Annotated in this window: 13 protein-coding genes; 7 read left to right on the forward strand and 6 right to left on the reverse strand. The window is 44.6% G+C overall.

The window, feature by feature from the left end:
- Nucleotides 1-20: 20 nt before the first annotated feature.
- Entirely contained in the window at nt 21-6,047 is a 6,027-nt protein-coding gene (locus M472_RS40095; RefSeq protein WP_021071660.1) for an MBG domain-containing protein, read from the reverse strand.
- A gap of 235 nt (nt 6,048-6,282) precedes the next feature.
- Between M472_RS40095 and M472_RS0123040 the strand changes: the two genes are divergently transcribed.
- Complete coding sequence (locus M472_RS0123040) at nt 6,283-7,749, forward strand: LuxR C-terminal-related transcriptional regulator (RefSeq protein ID WP_144062767.1); 1,467 nt, start codon at nt 6,283-6,285, stop codon at nt 7,747-7,749.
- Nucleotides 7,750-7,780: 31 nt separating this feature from the next.
- On the opposite strand, the gene M472_RS40100 is transcribed toward M472_RS0123040, so the two are convergent.
- Nucleotides 7,781-8,755, reverse strand: a complete 975-nt coding sequence (locus tag M472_RS40100) for a hypothetical protein (protein ID WP_144062768.1) — start codon at nt 8,753-8,755, stop codon at nt 7,781-7,783.
- A 267-nt stretch (nt 8,756-9,022) separates the two neighbouring features.
- Between M472_RS40100 and M472_RS40105 the strand changes: the two genes are divergently transcribed.
- Entirely contained in the window at nt 9,023-9,427 is a 405-nt protein-coding gene (locus M472_RS40105) for a hypothetical protein (protein WP_021071663.1), read from the forward strand.
- 4 nt (nt 9,428-9,431) lie between these two features.
- Here the strand turns inward: M472_RS40105 and M472_RS45275 are convergent, their stop codons facing one another.
- A complete protein-coding gene (locus tag M472_RS45275; RefSeq protein WP_144062769.1) occupies nt 9,432-9,620 on the reverse strand; it encodes a hypothetical protein in 189 nt (62 codons plus the stop codon).
- An 88-nt stretch (nt 9,621-9,708) separates the two neighbouring features.
- Here M472_RS45275 and M472_RS40110 point away from each other — a divergent pair, with 88 nt between their 5' ends.
- The 3 genes from M472_RS40110 (at nt 9,709) to M472_RS40120 (ending at nt 11,922) form a co-directional block, all read left to right on the forward strand.
- A complete protein-coding gene (locus M472_RS40110) occupies nt 9,709-10,548 on the forward strand; it encodes a hypothetical protein (RefSeq protein ID WP_144062770.1) in 840 nt (279 codons plus the stop codon).
- Between the two features lie 500 nt (nt 10,549-11,048).
- Nucleotides 11,049-11,519, forward strand: a complete 471-nt coding sequence (locus M472_RS40115) for a MauE/DoxX family redox-associated membrane protein (protein WP_021071665.1) — start codon at nt 11,049-11,051, stop codon at nt 11,517-11,519.
- Between the two features lie 7 nt (nt 11,520-11,526).
- Nucleotides 11,527-11,922, forward strand: a complete 396-nt coding sequence (locus M472_RS40120) for a hypothetical protein (protein ID WP_021071666.1) — start codon at nt 11,527-11,529, stop codon at nt 11,920-11,922.
- Nucleotides 11,923-11,979: 57 nt separating this feature from the next.
- On the opposite strand, the gene M472_RS40125 is transcribed toward M472_RS40120, so the two are convergent.
- Genes M472_RS40125 through M472_RS40135 form a run of 3 tightly spaced genes read right to left on the reverse strand, consistent with a single transcriptional unit; the run spans nt 11,980 to nt 19,861 of the window.
- Nucleotides 11,980-13,482, reverse strand: a complete 1,503-nt coding sequence (locus tag M472_RS40125) for a TlpA family protein disulfide reductase (protein WP_158499932.1) — start codon at nt 13,480-13,482, stop codon at nt 11,980-11,982.
- Between the two features lies 1 nt (nt 13,483).
- Nucleotides 13,484-14,821 carry a RagB/SusD family nutrient uptake outer membrane protein gene (locus tag M472_RS40130; RefSeq protein WP_021071668.1) on the reverse strand — a complete coding sequence of 446 codons (1,338 nt, stop codon included), beginning with the start codon at nt 14,819-14,821 and terminating at the stop codon, nt 13,484-13,486.
- Nucleotides 14,822-14,824: 3 nt separating this feature from the next.
- Entirely contained in the window at nt 14,825-19,861 is a 5,037-nt protein-coding gene (locus M472_RS40135; protein ID WP_021071669.1) for a SusC/RagA family TonB-linked outer membrane protein, read from the reverse strand.
- 165 nt (nt 19,862-20,026) lie between these two features.
- On the opposite strand from M472_RS40135, the gene M472_RS40140 reads away from it, so the two are divergent.
- Together M472_RS40140 and M472_RS45030 are read left to right on the forward strand one after the other, a co-directional pair.
- Nucleotides 20,027-20,281 (forward strand): hypothetical protein, encoded by a 255-nt coding sequence (locus tag M472_RS40140; protein WP_021071670.1) that lies wholly within the window; start codon nt 20,027-20,029, stop codon nt 20,279-20,281.
- A 120-nt stretch (nt 20,282-20,401) separates the two neighbouring features.
- Nucleotides 20,402-20,527: LuxR C-terminal-related transcriptional regulator (locus M472_RS45030; RefSeq protein WP_235049527.1), on the forward strand; the 126-nt coding region annotated here is incomplete at its 3' end.

Here is a 20,527-nt window from a genome sequence, read left to right on the forward strand (position 1 = left end):
ATTCATCGGGATTAACTTCTTCACCGCCTAATCACAAAATATCCTTTCTCTCTTTTCCATACGCCGTTATCTTTCAGATCCAGATAATAGAAATAGGTACCATCACGGCTTTCCTTACCAGTGAATACGTTGTCCCTATTGTTGTAACCAATGATTTCTGCGAGTACCGCACCGCTCTTATCAAAGATGGTCACCTTATTTTCCGGATAATCTTGTATACCCTCGATGGTCAAGAAATCGTTGATACCATCCCCATTTGGTGATAATGCTTTATGCAAAACAATTGGCAGTTTAGCACCAGCGCCTGCAACCACCCGTACCGTAACAGTAACTGCTGCCGCAGCCTCGTGATTAGCATCTCCAAGCTGAGTTGCTGTAATCTGGAAGGTTCCTAGGCGATGAACCCTAAGTTCCGTGCCAGATACCGTAGCGATGGAAGGATCATCAACAAAGAGACTGACCGGTAAGCCAGCATCCGAGTGTACATCCAACGATACTGTCCCTGCATCACGCCCCAGTTCTTCAGGAGCACTGAAACTGATGACCTGCTTGGCTTTTTTAATCGTCAGCTTAGCGGTCTCCGAAGCATTTTCATAGTTCCTACCCCCATCGATAATAGCCGTAACCACATATTCGCCAGCTTCCGTCTGTTCATTATTCGTATAGCTCACCGATATACCGCTAGGCATCTCCCCCTTGATAACCATCACTTTAACATCACCATCATAAGTAAAACTTGTGTCATCGAAGCGGATACCTGTAAGTATAGCTTTAGAAATAGCAAAATCAGCTCCCGTAAAGTCTATAGCGTAATTAGCACCTGCGCTTAAATCGCCCTGCCCAATCGGGTAGGCTCCCACATTCTCCCCTACTGTTCTGCTCAATGCACCACTTAGGATGCTGTTGTCATCCGTACCTTGATAACCCGAAACCGTATAAGTCAGCACAGGATCAGCTTCGCCGTACACTTTGCCCTGTCCACTGGCAGCAGTTACCGTCAGCGTAACTTTAGAAATAGCAAAATCAGCACTTGTAAAATCTATATTATAATTACTGCCCGCGTTTAAATTACCTTGACCAATCGCATAAGCACCTACATCCTCGCCTACTGTTCTGCTCAATGCACCACTTAGGATACTGTTGTCATCCGTACCTTGATAACCCGAAACCATATAAGTCAGCACAGGATCGGCTTCACCATACACTTTGCCCTGTCCGCTCGCAGCAGTTACCGTCAGTGTAGCAGCCTCAATCTTGAGCGTGACTGTCAAGTCTTTGTCCTGTCCACAACCCGAAAGTGTAACCGTAACGGTATAAGTTCCTACATTTACCGCTTCTGTAACCACAGCACCGGCTTCGTCCTTGATTTCGTACGCAGCAGTAACACCCTGTGGGAGATCTGTTGCTAGTATCATATGCACGCCCCCATTATAAGTAACATCTGCATCTTCAAACACTACATTGTCATAATTGACCTGTTCGCACTGATACTCATAAGCCCCCATATCAATAGCCTCTCCTCTAAATCTCCTTTCACCTGCCAAGTCCCTTCCCCAAGATTCATTTTCAGCTTCGGGCATTAATAATGGATTAGTCGAAGGTGCTGCGTCATGCAGTAGGTTCCAATAGACCTGTGCATTCCCTGCATCCTGAGCTTGACTAGATTCCTTTAATTTGAAATCCCCTTCCTGCTCATTTCTAAACGGGCTTTCCGCGGTAATTATATTTCCTCCACCATCAGTCCACACTATACTTTCATAATCATCATCTCCAATGAGTAAAGTATTTTTCAGTTCCGACACTCCTATTTTACTCCACTCATCATCCACCAATATACTATTGGACAGCAAAAATGTCGTTCCAAAAAAGCCAAATAATGATGAGCCACTGATCGATTGGTTGTCATACATCGTCAAATTTGAGAAATTTCCTTTTCCCTCAGCTCCCCAGAAAACTATTGCTGCTCCATATTCAGAGGTATTATGACAAATCAATATATTGTATAAAAAAGAATAGTTTTGGATGGCTTCCATTGCTATAGCTCCCGCATGTTTATCCGCGTGGTTTTGAGAGATCACTAAGTTTCTTAAGACTGGACAGGAATCATACAAGTGGATACCTCCACCATTCCAACGTTTTATATAATTACTATTTATACGGATTGAAGACTGGCCACCTGTTGCATTTCCGCCATGAATCAAAAATCCATCCAGCAATGCCGTTCCTACATATTCCGATGAAACCACCACATGATATGCATTATCCCCTTTCTCTGCTATCAAACCTATATCGCCACTTAGGATTGTGCTACTTTCCTTTGGCACACCACCTGCGAGCACTTCTGGCATCACACGAGTGTCATCTAATGTTATTATATTATTTAATGGGTCAAAGCCTCCATACAATTGGACGTTCTCCACCATCAGGAAACTTTTATCTCGGTTATCCATTGGGTTAGCAGGATCGGCAATCCCGTCTTCCGGACTGTATTTGGGTAAATACGTTCCCTTTGCTACATATATCTTTAAAGGATTGTTTGCATCCCATAAGTTAGTTGCTTTATTATCGTTGGCCCATTTTAGCGCATCCGCCAATTCAGGTATAGCATTATCCCAGCTATTGCCCGAGCCGGTATAGCCCGCAGCAGTCTGATCTACGCTTTGGTTGACGTAGAGGATATTGTCCGCATTGGGAGTATATTGGACACCTTGATACTCATAGGCTCCCATATCAATGGTATTATGATACAATCTTGGACTGCCAGCCAGATCCAGGTCATTGGCTAAATCGCCTTGATATAAGGTATTACTTCCCGCATCTATTGCCGGACTATTATCTGTCAAGCTATAATCACCATTAGCAGAGTCGGTAAAAACCTGTCCGATAGTAAGACCAGCTGCGCTAACATTCCCATTTGTCGTACTCGTTTCACCCTGTATCAAACTATACCCAATATTTTTTACCGGTGTTCCGATCATTGAGCTGTTACTATTATCGGCTTTTCTATTATCTAGAAAAACACTATTACCTACATTAAAGTTCCGTTTTCCACCGTTGTAAGCGATGTAAGAATTTCCTCTATTCCCTACGACAGTACAGCTATGTAAAGCAATCGTATTTTCATGATTGGTACCAAAAGGAGCTGATGTACTAATTGCTGCTCCATCATTCTTTGCTGTGTTTTTAGTCAGCTCAGATTTAGAAATCTCGACTCTAGAATACCCCCCATCAGCACCTGAAAAAATGCCACCTCCCTGTAAGTTGGAGTGATTCTCACTAACTCTTACTAGACTGATATTCAGCAAAGACGAGGCCCCTGTTGTAGCATTCGTAAATGCGTCTGAAAAGATCCCTCCCCCAAAACCACCAGAATAGTTTCCGCTAACAGCTCCATGTTCGAATATTATACCAGAAGCTGAAGTTTTAGTGCTATTATTAGGGCTATAATAAGATTTACTATAAATTCCACCACCGTTACCTACCGCATAGTTTTCTATTACATGGACATTTTTCAATATTATTTCAGAATGTGGAGACTTAGAAATCGCAAATGGTGCATAAGCATAGGAGTAAATGCCACCTCCCTCACTATCAGTCGAATTCCCACTAATCCTCGAGTTATTTAAGGTCAGGGTAATCTTTCCCGAAGTTGAAAGATAAAATCCACCCCCTGCGTTTCTAGAAACAGTTGTATTCACCCAAATATCCCCACTACCATTGGCGTTACCTCCGGTTATCTCAAATCCATCTATAAAAACATTTAAGTCCCGATCGTCACCTGAAGCCATCACTACGTGATATGCATTTTCATCATTATTTTGAATGCTTAGACTAGTCCCTAGTCCGTTTACAATATCATTTTCGTCCAAATCTCCACTCAGTATAGTTCCCGTCGCCCCTATTGCGGATAGTACCCGCTCCGTTGGGTTTGACTCTACCCCTACAAATCCCCCGTAGAGATGTACATTCTCCACCATCAAAAAGGTATTGTCACGCCCTTGGTCCGTACCGTAGTTTGCACCATCTTCGGGAGAATACTTCGGCCTGTAGGTACCTTTGGCGACGTAAATCTTTAAAGGATTATTGGTATCCCATAAGTTAGCTGCTTTATTATCGTTGGCCCATTTCAAAGCATCCGCCAGTTCGGGTATGGCGTTAGCCCAGCTATCTCCCGAACCCGTATAGCCCGCAGCGATCTGACCGACGCTTTGGTTGACGTAGAGGATATTGTCCGCATTGGGAGTATATTGGACACCTTGATACTCATAAGCTCCCATATCGATAGCTGAGCCAAACAAACGAGGATTGCCCGCCAAGTCTTTATCAACTGTCAAATCTCCATTACCTTTGTCCGTATCGGTATAGTAGTTATTCTTTCCCGCATCAGTGGCAGGGCTACCGCTTTGCAAACTATAATCACCATTTGCCATATCTGCAAACAAAGGATCGGCATCTATATTATTACCGCCGTCTGTACCAAAAGCAGAAGCCCAGCTCGTACTACCACCACTGCCCTGTACTAAGCTGGTATAAAACTCTGGGCTACTGCTTTGATTGAATATATTGTCAACCGTAGTACCATCCGTTTTGGTATTGCCCCAAATAATGCTGTTATAAACTTTAGGTGAAGAAGAATAATGATTAAGCATCCCTCCTCCACTAGTGCCTGTTTTATTGTTGGCAATGGTTACATTGGTTAAAACAGGGGAAGAAGAAAAATTATACATCCCACCACCCCATTCATTTGCTGTATTACCACTAAGCGTTACATTCGTCAACAAAGGTGAAGAAGAAGAAGAATTATACATCCCACCGCCATTAAAACTTGCTGTATTATCACTAATCAAAACATTCGTCAACTTAGGTGAAGAAGAAGAATTACACATCCCTCCTCCAAGAACAGCTGCTGTATTACCTCTAATGGTTACATTCGTCAACAAAGGTGAAGAACTAACATTACACATCCCACCGCCAGCTGAATTTGCTGTATTACCGCTAATCAAAACATTCGTCAACAAAGGTGAAGAACTAAGATTATACATTCCCCCTCCTTCAACAGCTGCTATATTATCGTTAATCATAACATCTGTCAACTTAGGTGAAGAAGAAGAATTATACATCCCTCCTCCAAGAACAGCTGCTGTATTACCATTAATCGTTACATTCGTCAACAAAGGCGAAGAACTAAGATTATTAAACATCCCACCGCCGGAATTATTTGCTGTATTACCCCTAATCGTTACATTCGTCAACAAAGGCGAAGAACTAAGATTATACATTCCTCCGCCAACTGAATTTGCTATATTACCGCTAATCGATACATTCGTCAACAAAGGTGAAGAACTAATATTATATATCCCTCCGCCATAGTCTTGAGCAATATTTTTTCCATAAACCTGTAGAGAGCTAGTTCCGTTAGCATTTCCTCCTTGAATACTAAAGCCATCCAACAAGGCATTGCCTACGTCTCCTACTGAAACTACTACATGGTAGGCATTGTCGGTATCATCATCAGGCACACCCAGATCACCGCTTAGTACGGTGCCACCCGCCGGAGCGCCCTGCACACCCGGGAGAATACGCTCGTGGTTCAGGTCGGAGATGCCGTTTGCAGGGTAAAAACCACCGTACAGCTGTACATTATTGACCATTAAAAAAGCATTGTCAGGCCCCTGGTCGGTTCCGTACTTTGCACCATCTTCAGGCGAATACTTAGGCTTGTATATGCCTTTGGCTACGTAGATCTTTAAAGGATTGCTGGCACCCCATAAGTTAGTTGCTTTATTATCGTTGGCCCATTTTAGCGCATCCGCCAATTCAGGTATAGCATTTACCCAACTATCTCCCGAACCGGTATAGCCCCCAGCGGTCTGATCGACGCTTTTGTCGACGTAGAGAATATTCTCTGCACTGGGGATAAAAACAACCGGAGTCAACGCCGTTTCTTGAAGCTCACGCTCGCCATTTATCCCTGCCAGAAGAGGTTGTACCAATAGAAAGCATAAGCTCCCTATCAACGAAATAATAACCTTGTAATAATAACTCATAAGAATAGGATAACAATCTACTAATACCGTCAAAACTACTGCATCTGAACACCTATACCGCTATACCTTTTGGCTAGTTTTGTAAATAAACCGCTCATTATCGCCTTTCAGAGCCGTTAGACTGCCTATACCATGGTCTATTTAATTACCTGTTATGCCGAACCTGATTGTGTGAACAGTTTTGTATCCTCTTAAATTCTTTCTATGTTTGGCTTCCGATTCTGACAATTATTTTATGAAATATCCATGTAGCATAAAGCCTATTATGAATATCCTTTGGGAGTATCTATCTTTTTCAGTACAGGCATTTTTACTGGCCATTTTCGTACTACTTTCAAGCTCAAGCGACAGCCGGGCAAGCAGCATGGACTCCTTAAAGATTACCCAGCTTAGCTACCGGCCTTTGCACACCCACTCCGATCTATACCGCGCCCAGGACAGCTCTGGCGACACCTGGGTAAGAGGCCATATCGCCGACAGCCTCCTTCATCACGTCGTTCTGTTTCAGAACCGCTCCATTCATATAATGGACTACGATCTATATGCCTATGAGGGAGGACAGTTGATACGCTTAAAGAAAAATGTAGACCGCAACGGCCTGCAGGTCCAAACCCGATACCCGGTATATTATTACATACCATCTGCAACCGAATATTACATCAATATCAGAAAATCGGATCCCCATGAACTGCAACTATTCAACAATGAAATTGGCCGGTTTGGTCAATCGGCTTCGCTTATTGTCCTATACTTCAGCATGTATTATGGGCTTGCGATAATGGTTATTCTCTTCAACATTGTTTTTTACCTCATATTTATCGACCCACGGTTTATCACCTATGCTTTATTACAGCTCTCCATCTTCCTGACCTTCTTTTATGAGGACGGGATGTTTTACTACTTCTCCAACCAGGAATGGATATTACCCTATTTTTCCATCTGGAACACCTCTGCTTCCTGTCTGTTAGCGGCAATATTCACCTATTATTTTCTCGATCTTAGGCAGCATATTCCATTTTTCGGGAAGCTAATCGCTATATCCGCAATCAGTCTATTATCAACGGCTTCCCTTTATAGCTATACCGATTGGTGGGGCTTCAACCTTATATCATTACTTATTCGCTTTGCCCTTCCTGCCTTTTGTTTCTATCAGGCCGGCAAGCTTTTCAAGACCAGTCCTTACGCCCGTTTTTTACTCATCAATTTTGGTCTACTCGTTTTTGTTGGGATCGGGTATGCATTATACCGTCGTTATGACTTCAACTTTTTATCAATCTTCAATATACATACGCTACGGCTTACAAGTGCCATCGAAATTGTCGCCATCAGCTTTGCGCTCATTTTTAAGGTACGGACCCTTCGTGAAGAAAACGCACGTTACAAAACAGAACTTAGACATTACCTGTCGCTCTTAAGGCTGGATAAAGAACTTGAGTATGAAAAAAACAAACAAGAAACCTCCACTTACACGCTGAGTGCACCGACAGATCGGGATCAATTTATGATCGAAGAAATACAAGCGCAATTTCAATTGACCGATCGCGAAGTAGAGGTTCTTCACCATATCTGGAAAGGCGACTCCAATAAAGAAATAGCCGAACGTTTATTTATATCGGTTCACACGGTGAAATACCATGTAGGCAAACTCTATGTCAAGTTAGATGTCAGCACAAGAAGTGAGGTACGTTCGTTAAAACCCTAGTCAATAGCTGTCTTATTACCTACGCTTCGCTCTAATCTGTACAGCTCACCTTCACATTCCGCAGGCCCCATCCCTCCTCTTTCAGTGTGGGGATGTTCGTGAGAAATGCCTTTACCTGACTGGAGTAGCGGCCTCCACTGGCACACAGTTTTGTACTGTACTTGCCCTGTTCGCCAAACAGTATCGCATATACCTTCTCGTCCAGCCGGAGCCATTCGCTCTTATCGATCGGATACTGTACATAGAGCATGTTGATCCGTACATTCCTGCTTGTCTTGACAAACCATCCCCCTAGGAGCCATTTATTCAACATCTTAGGTTCAAATCGTGGCAACAGGCATTTCTCGCCATTGGTAAGGATAGCAAAGTAGTTCTTATTTTCATACAGGATAAAGACGATATCATACAGCCGTATCATACCTCCTTCTAATGACACTGTTGGATTCAGCTGTTTGCGCAGCTGCTTGAGCAGCATATTCGGTTGTCGGTACGCACGCCACCAAGAGACTACTCCCTCATCCTGCTTAGGTACAATATCCGGCATAGTCTCCTTGTAAATACGGTACTGCGGCCAGTAGTAGAAAAACAGGGCGGTAAGAACCAGTGGCAACAGCAGAAATGGAAAATCTTGCTTCCAGTAGGTTGTATCAGAAAAGATATCACGCATGCCTACCTTCCCCTCGGTCGCAACCATTACGAGTACCTGGAGCAACACTCTGTGGACAAGGACAGGTGGGGTCACCGCAAACAGCAGATAGTTGGCCAGTAACTTAATATCCGACTCGACATCGCTGGTTACCTTACCGGACACAATAGCATTATATGCCCCATTGATCATGCAGACATAGAGCATCATCAACGCGACGGTACCGACATACATCCCCATAAAGATTGGTGAAGCAGTACGCTCCCACGGAACAAATAACTTGACCGATACATTGATCAAGTATGCGGCCAACATGCACCATAGCAATAATAACAGAATCGTGAGGATGTGTCGTATCATATCCAGTTTATATTGGTCAGTACTTCGCTCGTGTCCTATCTGCACAGAACAAACTGAGCACTAGTGAAATACGAAGTTAACCATTTACCCTCGGATATGCCAAAAAAAATGTACAATATTATACATTTTTTGTACAACAGCACAAAATCCCCCTTCAGAGGCGATCAATATCCGACAAATTTTGCATGATATTACTTTTTGCCGGCCAAACAGTTGTTTTTTAAGACTTTGCTTATTTACTTACCGTCTTATCAATACACAAACCCGATGAAACAGAACTTTGACAGCGTGGGCGTATCCGACATCGAGACCCAGATCCTGGGTCTCAGACCGAGCGAACGCCGCCTCGAAACCGACTACCTGCGCGCCCAGCCCGTGCAGTGGATCAACGAACATTTTGACCTGACGGACAGGCAGTCCGAGCAGCTCCAATCCATAGACAGCCTCTACCTGCAGCGCATCGCCGCAGGCGTAGCCGACAGCTGGGATCAAGGGCGGCTCATCACCTTCTACATGGAAGAGCCCACCGCCCGACAGATCGTCTACCAGAGTCCCAAGGACATTATCTTCTCACGCCAATCCAAGCAGAGCCAGACCTTTGGCCGCCAGCCCTCCGAGGCACTGGAACAGGTCGCTATATGGATCAGGTATCGATTGCCCGGTACACAATAAACCCTTAAACGACAAGCGATATGATATCCACACTGACACCATTACAGGATGCCGTAGAGCAACAGCTATCAGGCTCAGGCAAGACGGTTACAAAACCTGCACCACCTATCGACGAACTGTGCACGGAGATCTCGTCAAACATGTCCATCCTATTCCGGCAGATCCATACGCCCAAGATGGCAAGCCAGGTCACCAACCAGTGCTATGTCGCCATCAGCTTTCTGCTGGATCAGCTCTGGAGCGAGCCCTCCCTGTCTTCCTATTTCGAAGCTATCGAGAAGTTGTATTTACGCTTTGAGCTTTCTTTCAGCCTCTACTTTCTGCCCAGCAACACGCCCCCGTTGCACCTGCAGCAGCTATTGTCCGGAGAGGTAGAAAGGCGTCTCCCTGCTATCTGCGACAAACTTGCGGAAAAAGCAATACCCGAGAGTTATATCTTGGAACTGGAATTTGCACTGAAAACTCTTTTCAATCCCTGCAAACAGCCCTTCTGTAATTATGCACACCTCAGTTACCTTCCACAGCTGCTCGATGGACTGGAAGACATGGCTCATGATGATAGGGACAAAGCCTGGACCGACCGTTTTGTATTCCTGATGATCCGCTTTAACTTTAACTACCCAGGCTTCTTCAACCGCTGGATGGAACAGGTGGCACAGTCCTTACAACCACTCGATACGGCACACGAGCGACAGCAATATCTGGCCTATATCGAGCATCAGCTCCAGCTTAGCTATTGCAGCACAGATTTCTGTTTTGACCAGTTGCGCGAACCATTGCTCGAGCAGATGCGTCTGTATGTCAGCAGCATTCTCGAGAAACTCGAGGACAGCTCCGATGACATTACGCTCGAAGAAGACACCGCACTATTGACAACACTCAGCGGGGACGAATTGAATCTCCTTTTCTATTACCTCTACAAGGCCAAGGTCTTCGATTATCCCAGTAAACGAGAAACCGCCAAAGCGTTTGCAACATTTATCCATAGCAAGACCAACCGTAGAATATCCTACAAGACATTAGAGAAATTTGAGAAAGCAGCACTGGAAGCATCGGCCATTAAGATGCGGCGCCTTTTAACATCCATTATCAAAGCTATTGACCATGATTTCAGGACTTAAGTACGGTATGAAAATGGTCTACACAAATCAAACACACTTGTAATCAACGAATTAAGCTTGTTACACAGAGCTACCCTAACATACAACATCACCGATAAACTTTGTTCACAGCATGGCACATAAAAAAACACTTTTTTTAAAATAAGGGGGTGTACACCCTTTCACACCCCCAATCACCCCTCTCAAAACCACCCAAAAACAGCGATTGCGCTCCGCAAACCGCGTTTTGCACAAGAAGCCAAAAAACAGAAATAATCACCTTTTACCCACCCTCCCCCTCTTCCACCCCTCTCCATTGGCCAGAAACGGCATTCGGCCCCTCCGATTTCAACCCCTGACTCACCTTCTATTTGATATACCTTTGATTTTGAAGGCACACGATAGGTAGAAACAGGTGCTTCGTTAGGCAGCTATCCCGAATCAGTTTCGGGATAGCCCCCTAGCTGAAACATCACCTTCATCACCTTCATAACTATATAACTATATAACTACAAAAAGAAATGAAAACACTACAAATACAAACCGGCAAAACAGATTATCGCGGCTCAGTGGCACGGGTCTTAGCGATTGCACTGGCAGGGATCCTGCTCTATACCGCTACCAAGAAGGTTATGGATATACGGGCTTTTGTGGCCCATATCGAGACGCTTTCTTTCGCGTCGAACGGAATATCCTATGGTCTCACAGCTCTTGTGGTCTTTATAGAATACAGTATGGCATTCCTGCTGCTATTCTTTCCTTTAAAGCGTTGGCTCTATTGGAGTATAGCCGGTCTTATGCTACTGTACAGTGTATATATCTACGCCATTCTCAATTTTGCGATAACGCTGCCCTGCTCCTGTCAGGGTGCATTCAAGAGCCTGAGTTGGGAGCAGCACTACCTGGTCAATCTCGGTGTGCTACTGGTTGCTGTAGGCATACTCCTATTGATAAATAAACCAAAAGGTCATGATAACCTAAGAAACAAATAGAAAAGCTATGAAAAGAAACGCTCAAAACAACCCCGTAACTCCAGGAGCCATCGGGACAGAACAAAAAACAGTAAAAAACCTTTTTAAACTAAAAGCAATGAAAACATTTAGACTTTTGGCCTTCTTTGCCCTATTGGGCAGTGTTGGCTACGCACTCGCTAATAATCAACAAAGTATCTGTGAGGATAAAACAGTAGAAAGCTACAGACAGATCGACGATCAATTACCTGCACCTACTCTTCCTCCTATTGATGAACCCAATATGGAATCTGTAGGTTTCTATGAGACCAATTTCGATTGCACAACTAATGCAGCTGCAACTTGTCACTACGTTTATGATCCTACTCACCCACTTCAAGTGGATGGCTGGGTAGAATGTAAAGGCGATTATGAACAAAAATAGTTAACGTTCTTAGGTAATTATGATCTAAAATAGCGGAGCACTTCACTCCGCTATTTCTTATTTATAAGCCTCAATCACTTCGATCAATTTATCCAAATCATGCAGTTTCCCTGCAGCATCGATACGTTTACCTTCTTTATCCAATAGCATGGGATAAGGATAGCCTGGTATCTTTAGCTTTTTAATCAGAGGATGTTGAAATTTCTGATTCTCCGTATACAGCGCTATTGCCTCTTTAGGGATGACACCTTGAGCAATCGATCTTTTCAGTTGTTCCTGATCATCTAGACTCACTAAAATCACCTGTACATCCGAATCATCTCGATAATGCTTGGCCAAAGGTGTGATGATATGCTCAATCAAGCGCCTGCAGGGAATACAGCCCATATACCAAAAATCCAATAGCACCACTTTTCCTTTATATTCGGACAAGCTATGCTTTACATTATTCTGATCTGGTAATGTAAAATCGATAAACTCTGTTCCTACCACGAATAGATCCAGTTCCTTGAGTCGCTCCAGTTCGTAACTGTTTTTTATCGTTGCCCTTACTTCCTCCAGCACCTGACCATTCGGATCATCTCTAAATCTAGATAGCAACCCAAAGGTCTTCAATCGGCTCTGGATAAAATCATTAGGGCCGTATTTATCAATCACCCCCATGACTCTTTTTAAATAGACTTCGTCCCCAGGTATCCTTCGCCCCTCTAGATAAGCCATCATCGTTAGAATATGGTATAATTCTGGGGAATTCATATTAAAGGTATCGCTGTAGATCATGCGAGCATACAATTCCTTGCGCAGGTACTGTAGAACCTGTACATACTCCGCTTCGGATACGGGATCTGCATTGTACTTAAACAAAAAGCCCATGACTCTACCATAGATTACTCCCAGAAAATCGTTGGACAGATGGGAGTATTCCTCGGTAGTCATCTGATCGCTATACTGCTTTAGTATAGCGACACCCTTCTCAAATTTCTCCATCTGATTAACCAGGTATTTTGTCACCTGATCGCTAAGCACTTTATTACTCCTATCTAAATTAAACCTGTCTTTAGGGTTCGTATCATCTAATAAACTATCCAATAACATATAGGCTTGAAACTTTGCTGCTCCTTTTCCGCTAAAATCACAGTGCCAATTGCCTTTAAATATCGGCAACCTGCTGTCGTACCCGCCATCAAAAGCCCTATACCTCCCCTTTACAGGTCTGATATTTATCAGCAGGTCGTCACCTGCTGTAATCCTTGTAGACGTGAGTATAGAGAATACAGGAAAAACATCTACTTTCTGATAAGGGAAGGCCAAGGTCACAAACGCATTCTCTGACACAGAATCCAAGGAAAAGGTAGCCCGACCATTCCTACAGACTATTGACTGTACTGCGAATGGGTCATATAGTGGATAGTGGCTTAGTCTGTCTTTCCAATAGTATAACTCTAAGGTATCCTGCTCCGACAAGTAATCAGACTGTACCGTGATCTTAGCTCCTTTTTGCTGTGCAACTACCTCTACACCTAGTAATAAGCCTATGAGGAATAATAGATATTTCATCATTTTAGCGTTCATTTTGTGGTATTCCCGTTATCTTGATCTCATTGGTCGGTATGGGGAACACCCATCGCTTATCTCCCACGGGCAAGGTGTAGACCTCTCCTCCCAGATTCCTTTGCAGACCAATGTTATAGCCATCACGATTCAACCGCTTTAGATCCGACCAACGCAATCCCCGAAATACCAACTCCTTTCGACGTTCTTCCAGCACCCATTTTAATACCTCTTCCTTATCCGTACTGACATAAGGAAGAAACTTTGTCGATTCAAAACGATGCTGAAGTAGAAAATTCAGATCGGCCAAGGCAATATCGGTATCTCCGGCACGTGCATAACACTCTGCTCGAATTAAGTATTGTTCATCTGCGTCAAGCCCAGAGAAACAAATATTAGAAATATTATAAAAACTGCGTTTATTCCAGATCTTCGAAGACTTTTTAACATAAAACTTATTCAACCTCAAATCATCAGGAGCGTAAGAGGCTATAAGAGTACTATCCATTATTGTTGTAGTCCATTCCCCTTTTATTTCATAAGCAGGTGATATTCTACGCAATAACAATGTCTGTTTAAAGTCTCTTATACTTTCTAGATTTAAATCTATAAGATCGTTAAACACGGATAGGGAGCGGTCGGCATATTTCCCTGCCAACTCATAGTTGCCCATATACAGGTACACTCTTGCCAGCAGCGCATTGGCTGCGGGCTTCGAAGCGCGAGAAAAGTCTGCAGTAGATTTCAGGAGCCCCTCCGCTTCTACCAAGCTGTTGATAATAAATTTAAAGGTGTAATGGTTTGTTGGTCGCTCCATTTTCTCGTTGACATCTGCCATCATCGGGATAGGTATGCCCAGATCCGTAGTTGCTGTTCCTTTATTATACACCGGAGCAAACAACTGCGCCAGGATATAGACCGCTTCTGCTTTATGGAATAATGCCTCTCCCCTGATCTGATCATAGCGTACAGCATTCTTTGCTGTACGTTCCAGTTTCTCCAGACCATCCAGCACCGCATTGGCATAAAACACTTTGCTGTACTGCTGATCCCAAGCCCTATTCGACTCCGAAGTACCATATACATCTTTAGCCCAGATATAGGTGTTTTTCGTAAGCAAATCCTGCATTCCAAACCAATAGTCTGTATCCAAATAGAAATCATCAGCCTGTAATTCCAATAACTCAGGAGATGTCGCTGATACCGTACTATAATTCAGCAACTGTTCAAAATCGTCCAATGTCGATGGAACCACCATATTCGACTGGGGCTTTACGTCCAGATACTGTTCACAGGATGAAAACACCATCAGTAGCGTAAAAAATATAAGTTTTGTAAAGTTTCGCATAATTTAAATTTTAAGATTAACACCCAGCGCGTATGTTCTTGGAGTAGGGTATGTTAACCCCATGCCCGGGATTTTCAATGGATCAACCCCACTCTCATTCGCAGTCCATAACAGCGCCACATTATCGACATAGCCGTACAACTGTAGATTCCTGATCAGGCTATTCTTTAGTCCCGGAAAAGAATACGACAGGCGAATATCCCGAAATCGGATGTGATCGCCCCGCTGTACATGATCCTCGGTCATGCCATAAAACACCTCTCTATTGCCATTTACAGGGTACACCGCTGCCGGCACACGGGTTGTCGCCTCATCACCTGCCTGTTGCCAACGCTGTAGATACTGCGACTGGAACACCGAGCTGCCATAGCCTGTAACCTGATATAATGCGGAGGATGAAAATGCCTGCTGACGGAAATAATAACCCAGCTGGTAAGAAAGCATAAAGGATAGCTCTGCACCCTTATAGCCAAAGCTATTGCGCAAGCTCCCAAAGGTATTGGGCGTAGCCCGTCCATGGTAGACATACTCCGAAAGCGGCGTATTGTTATAGATCTTGGCATAGTCTGTACTGATCTGTCCATCCACATAACCCAGCGGATCCCCTTTGTTGTCCAATCCGGCATAAGGCAATGAATAAATCACATTTAAAGGCTTACCTTCAATAGGATACTGACCGATAGCTGATGTAAGATATAACCTATCGCTGGTCGGCTTTTCGTAATAGTCCGTGACCCGATCTTTAATATAGCTAAAAATAAGGTTGCCGTTCCAAGAGAAATCGCCATAGCGCAAGTGGCTGTTCAAACTGATATCCCATCCGGATGACTTCATGGCCGACCAGTTGCCGTACAGTGTGGACACCCCGGAAGAGGGATTCATCGGGTTATAACTTAGGAGGTCAGTAGATGTCCTGTAATACCGCTCTACTGCACCGGAAAGCTTACTGTTAAGCAACGAAAAGTCCATCGCCACATTCAGCATACGCACCTTTTCCCAGCTCAGTAAGGGATTAGGTGCTGTGATTATACGTTGAAATTTCCTCCCGTTATCGGGATCTGCTATCGCCCCTACCTGCGAGGTAAGATAAGCCGAGGCCGTACTCACGTTGCCCATGGTACCCAGTGTACCACGCAGCGAAAGCTTCTGTAACCAAGGAAACTGTACAAAAGCCTCCTCGTGCAGGTTCCAGAGCATACCCGCCGACATAAAGGGCTTTCCCTTTTTATTGGCCTCTACACCGAAGATATTAGCACGGTCCTTACGTACCGAAAACGTAGCCGTATAGCGCCTGTCATAGCTGTAGGAAGCATTTCCGAACAGCAGCACATTCCGATTGTCCGTAGTCTCCCGCTGATTCTGCGTAGGCGACACCAACAGATTTCCCGAGGATGTCACATGATACTGCGGATAGCGGGCTGCCAGATCCATAGGCGTATACGTCTCGGTAGCGGGCTGATAGCCCAGCATGGTTTCCTGTACACTGCGGAAAGTCTGACTCTTGTTGATCTCTGCACCCAAGATCATATTAAACCGATGTGTATTCCAATCTTTATCCACAGCCAACTGTGCACGACCATGCTGATTGGAAAAAGTCGATTGTGTCGCATTCAACTGGCCACCTTCCGGTATAGCCGATTTCGCAGTACCTGCGGCATGGTTGATCTTGGTAAACTGGTTGTAGAGGTTACGCATCTGAAATGATGCGGCATCCCACAACCAATTGATTTCGGAAGTCCCCGAACCATATTGGTATTTACCGGATAAGACCAGCCAGTCCAAAGCTCTGTATTCAAATCCCGTATTCAACTGATAGTTTAGGCTGCGCGTTCTAGCATCGTTCATACCAATCTCTTCTACGGGACGATAGTTCCAATCCTTGAGCAGCCCATTGCCCGCGGTATCAATATAGCTCTGGCGAAATTTATTGCTTCCGCCAATTGATAATGGATTGCCATTGTCATCGACCAAGCGGTCGTACAGCACATTGTAGCCAACACTTGAACTTCGATCAGAACGATCCAGCGCTTTTGCAAACAGCAGGCCCACATCCAGTCTTAGTTTATCCTTCCATACCTCGTAACTGTTGCGCATATTGATGCTGATACGCTGATTGTCCGCCCCCACTTTATCCGACACGTTCTGGTCGTAGCCGGCAGAAAAATAATAGGTATTCTTTTTGCCCCCACCATTGAAACCCAAAAACGTCTTCCGCAGCGATGATGGGCGATAGAAATAGTTGGACAGATCGCGACGTACATCCTGCCCTTTCAAGACATCTAAAGCAGACTCCAATTCTATATCAGTAAGCTTTTTATCCCGATGCTGTTTAAGTAACTCTACAACAGGCGTGATATAGCTATACCCTTGATTGATGTATGGATTCCAGGCATTTTTGTTGAACAGAAAACGCTCTACTTCGATAAACTCATCCATCGGGATGGTGGGCGCATAATACAGATCAGGCTTGGCCGATATCGAATAATCCGAGCGTATACTTACCTGCAGCGGCTGCTCCCGATGTCCCTGTTTGGAGGTCAGGACAATCACCCCATTTCCTGCGCGTGCACCCCAAATGGAAGCAGCAGCGGCATCCTGCAATATCGTGACCGACTCGATATCCTCGGGATTGATATCTTCTATTTTACCCTCATAGGGAAAGTTATCGAGAATAACCAAGGGCTCGGCATTCCCTTTCATCGTACTGCGCCCACGTATGGAGATACTGGGCTCGTTACTTATGGTCGATTTGCCGATCTGACTTTGATTAAACGTCAATCCAGGCACCACATCCTTTAGCCGATCGATCACATTGGAACCCACCGAGCGGCTCAACAGCTCATTATTCACATGGGTGAAAGAACCCGTAGCACGTTCTTTGGGCACATTGAAGAACCCCGTACTGATGACCTCCACCTCCTCGATAGCGATCGCTTCAGGACGTAAAGCAACGTCATAAGGGCCATTCTGAGACAACGACATCGGGATCTCTTGCTTGATATATCCCGCTTTGCTAATCCTCAGGGTACCATGTGTGATATGCGCCCCTTTAAAATCAAAATCCCCATTGTCCAATGCATAGCGACCCGCATATTTTACCGAATCAATGTAAATCTCCACCCCGACTCCCGCTAACGGCTTCTTGGTCACAGCATCGATTACTGTACCGCGGATATCCTTTACAAACTCCTGTTTAGCCTTCGCAACAGCTCCAACTTTTGTCGGAGACTGCGCAAAGACATTGTTAAACAACACACAAAATATCGTTAAAGCTAATAGCTGATAGCCTTTGGCCAATTGCATACACCACACACTTCGTACGTTACCTCGATTCCCCCTCCCGTCATATCGATTGTATCCGCCAGTTGGCGGAGGAATAGAGAACCCCGAAGGGCTCTCGGAACGAATATCTAAAAACTTTGCAAAAGGATCGGCTTGTTTTAAAGCGATTTGCCGACCTCTATTTTCTTTTACGACCATAGACTCCACTTTGACCCTAAACTCCTCACAGAGCCCCCGAAAACCCTTTAAAATCAAACGTTTCTCCCGCAGCTCTTCCACCAACTCCCCGTCATTGCGCGTGTCCCGAGAATCGGGAAGGTGGGAAACTACGCCGAAGCAATCTCTATCCCTCTCCAAAGCCACTGCCGACTTACCGCCAGCATGTAGGTCTTTGGTACCTCTTTGGTAGCTCTCCAGTACCTCTTCAGTACCTTTACCCCCACTATTTAGTACCTCTCCCGTACCTTTACAGTACCTTTCCTGTGGCTTTTCATTACTTTTTATTGTGTCATTCATGTGTGGTTCATGTGTCAAACATGTACCGTTGTTGTCTTGAACATGTGTCGGACATGTGTCAGCGATGTGCCGTTTATGTTTGTTTCTTGTTCGCTGCATGTCTGTTTGATGTTCAGAGAAGGCGCATAGAAGGTTCAGAGGAAGTCTTGAGGCCTCTGCGCCCTCCGAATGATTCTGAAGGATTATGAACGATTTCGAAGGATTATGAATGCTTCCTAGTTCATTCCTAGTTGTTTGGTAGTTCATTCCCAGTTCAACCCTAGTTATAGCCTGTGTTAAGGCTAGTTCAACCTTAGTTCGAGCCCCCTCCGCTTCGACAACTCTTCGAGAGCTCTTCGACTGTCCTTCGACAGCGCTTCGGGACGTGTTCGAGACTTCTTCGACACACCTTCGGGTGCTGTTCGACTCCGCTTCGACTAGGCTTCGACTCGCTCTCGAACAGGACTCGAACAACGGTCGAACAACAGTCGAACCTGTCTGCACCCTAGTACGACCCCATCTCGAAGCCATACCGAACCAACCTGCTACTCTATCCGAAGCATTCTCCGTGTATTGCCTAAGTATTACCCAAGTATGCGCTAAGTAGTAACAGTGTATTGGGAGTGTATTAAAAGACCATACACTCCCCTTACTTATTCCCTGCTTATGCTCTGCCTGTTCTCTGCTTGTTCTCTGCCTATCCGTTGCCTGTTCTTTGCCTATTCTCTGCTCTTTCTCTGCACTTGGCTTGGGCTTCGTTTGGTATTTGTTTGCCTGTTCTTTGCCTATTCTTCGGTCTGTGCTTACCTCTACACCGAAGAATGAGCAACCAATAGGCCACCAATAAACAGAAAAAGCCCCTACTTGATACCTACCAAGACCTAACCACGTTCTACCTTTCCCCGATGAACTTCCGATCGATTCCCGATCAAACCCCGATGGTGATCGGGGATTCATCGGGAATCCATTGCGAATTGACCCGGTTTTGGTAGAACCAAGGCAGAACAAAGGCAGGTCCTGGGCAGAACGAAAACTCCCCATGTCTTCGCCTTCTCTACCGTCACTGCCCCTCACCTCACGCTCGTCATTGCGCTCCATCTCGTCACTGCGAAAGGCAGAGAAGCTTGTCCCGAATTTACTTCGGGAAAGCAGTCTATCATTAATATTTACTGGGCGACTAAAAAGGTCTTTGTCATCCGCCAGTAGTCGGACACGGCCCTCACCAAAAGACAGTCCTCTTCCACCCTTAAAATAATGTTTCATATTTAAGCTATATTAGCGACAAATAGATTGAAAGCCCTGTTTCAGACACAAGACGATTAAACTCTATTTATCAGATAATTAAATGATTGAAATCTTATCGCTATACCTAGATCGTGTGCTATCGAAAATAATTGGTTTATATCGGTATGAAAGCGATGATTTTGAATGAATAAAATGATCAATGAAATATACTATTCTGGAGGACAAATCAATAGTCTAAAGAGCCAACTTTTTAAGTTGCCCGTAAAATATAATGAACAGAAAAGGAACCTCCCTTGCTCAATGGTTGAGCGTGAGAAACTACGCGACCACGACCTTAAAAAATTAAGGGAGGCCCTATCTGGATATTACGGTTTGATTTGTGCCAGTCATTTCGGTCGGATGGTGCCAGCTATTACGGTTCAAATGATGCCACTTTAGTGGTTTAGTTTTCTTCCATCGCTCCGTTTTTTACGGTTCGAATTGTGCCACTTCAAAAAGATCGGGAAAGAATTACCTTGTCGCTCTAAATACAGCGATATGGCCAACAAACTTGATCCGATGGACTTAAAACAAATACTCACATTACATCTGGACGGTTACAGTAACCGTAAAATAGGTTCCGTTCTGGGTATTTCCCGCAATACGGTCAATACCTATATGCAGCTGTTTGCAGGCAGCGAATAC

The organism is Sphingobacterium paucimobilis HER1398 (genome assembly GCF_000416985.1).
Lineage (GTDB): Bacteria > Bacteroidota > Bacteroidia > Sphingobacteriales > Sphingobacteriaceae > Sphingobacterium > Sphingobacterium paucimobilis.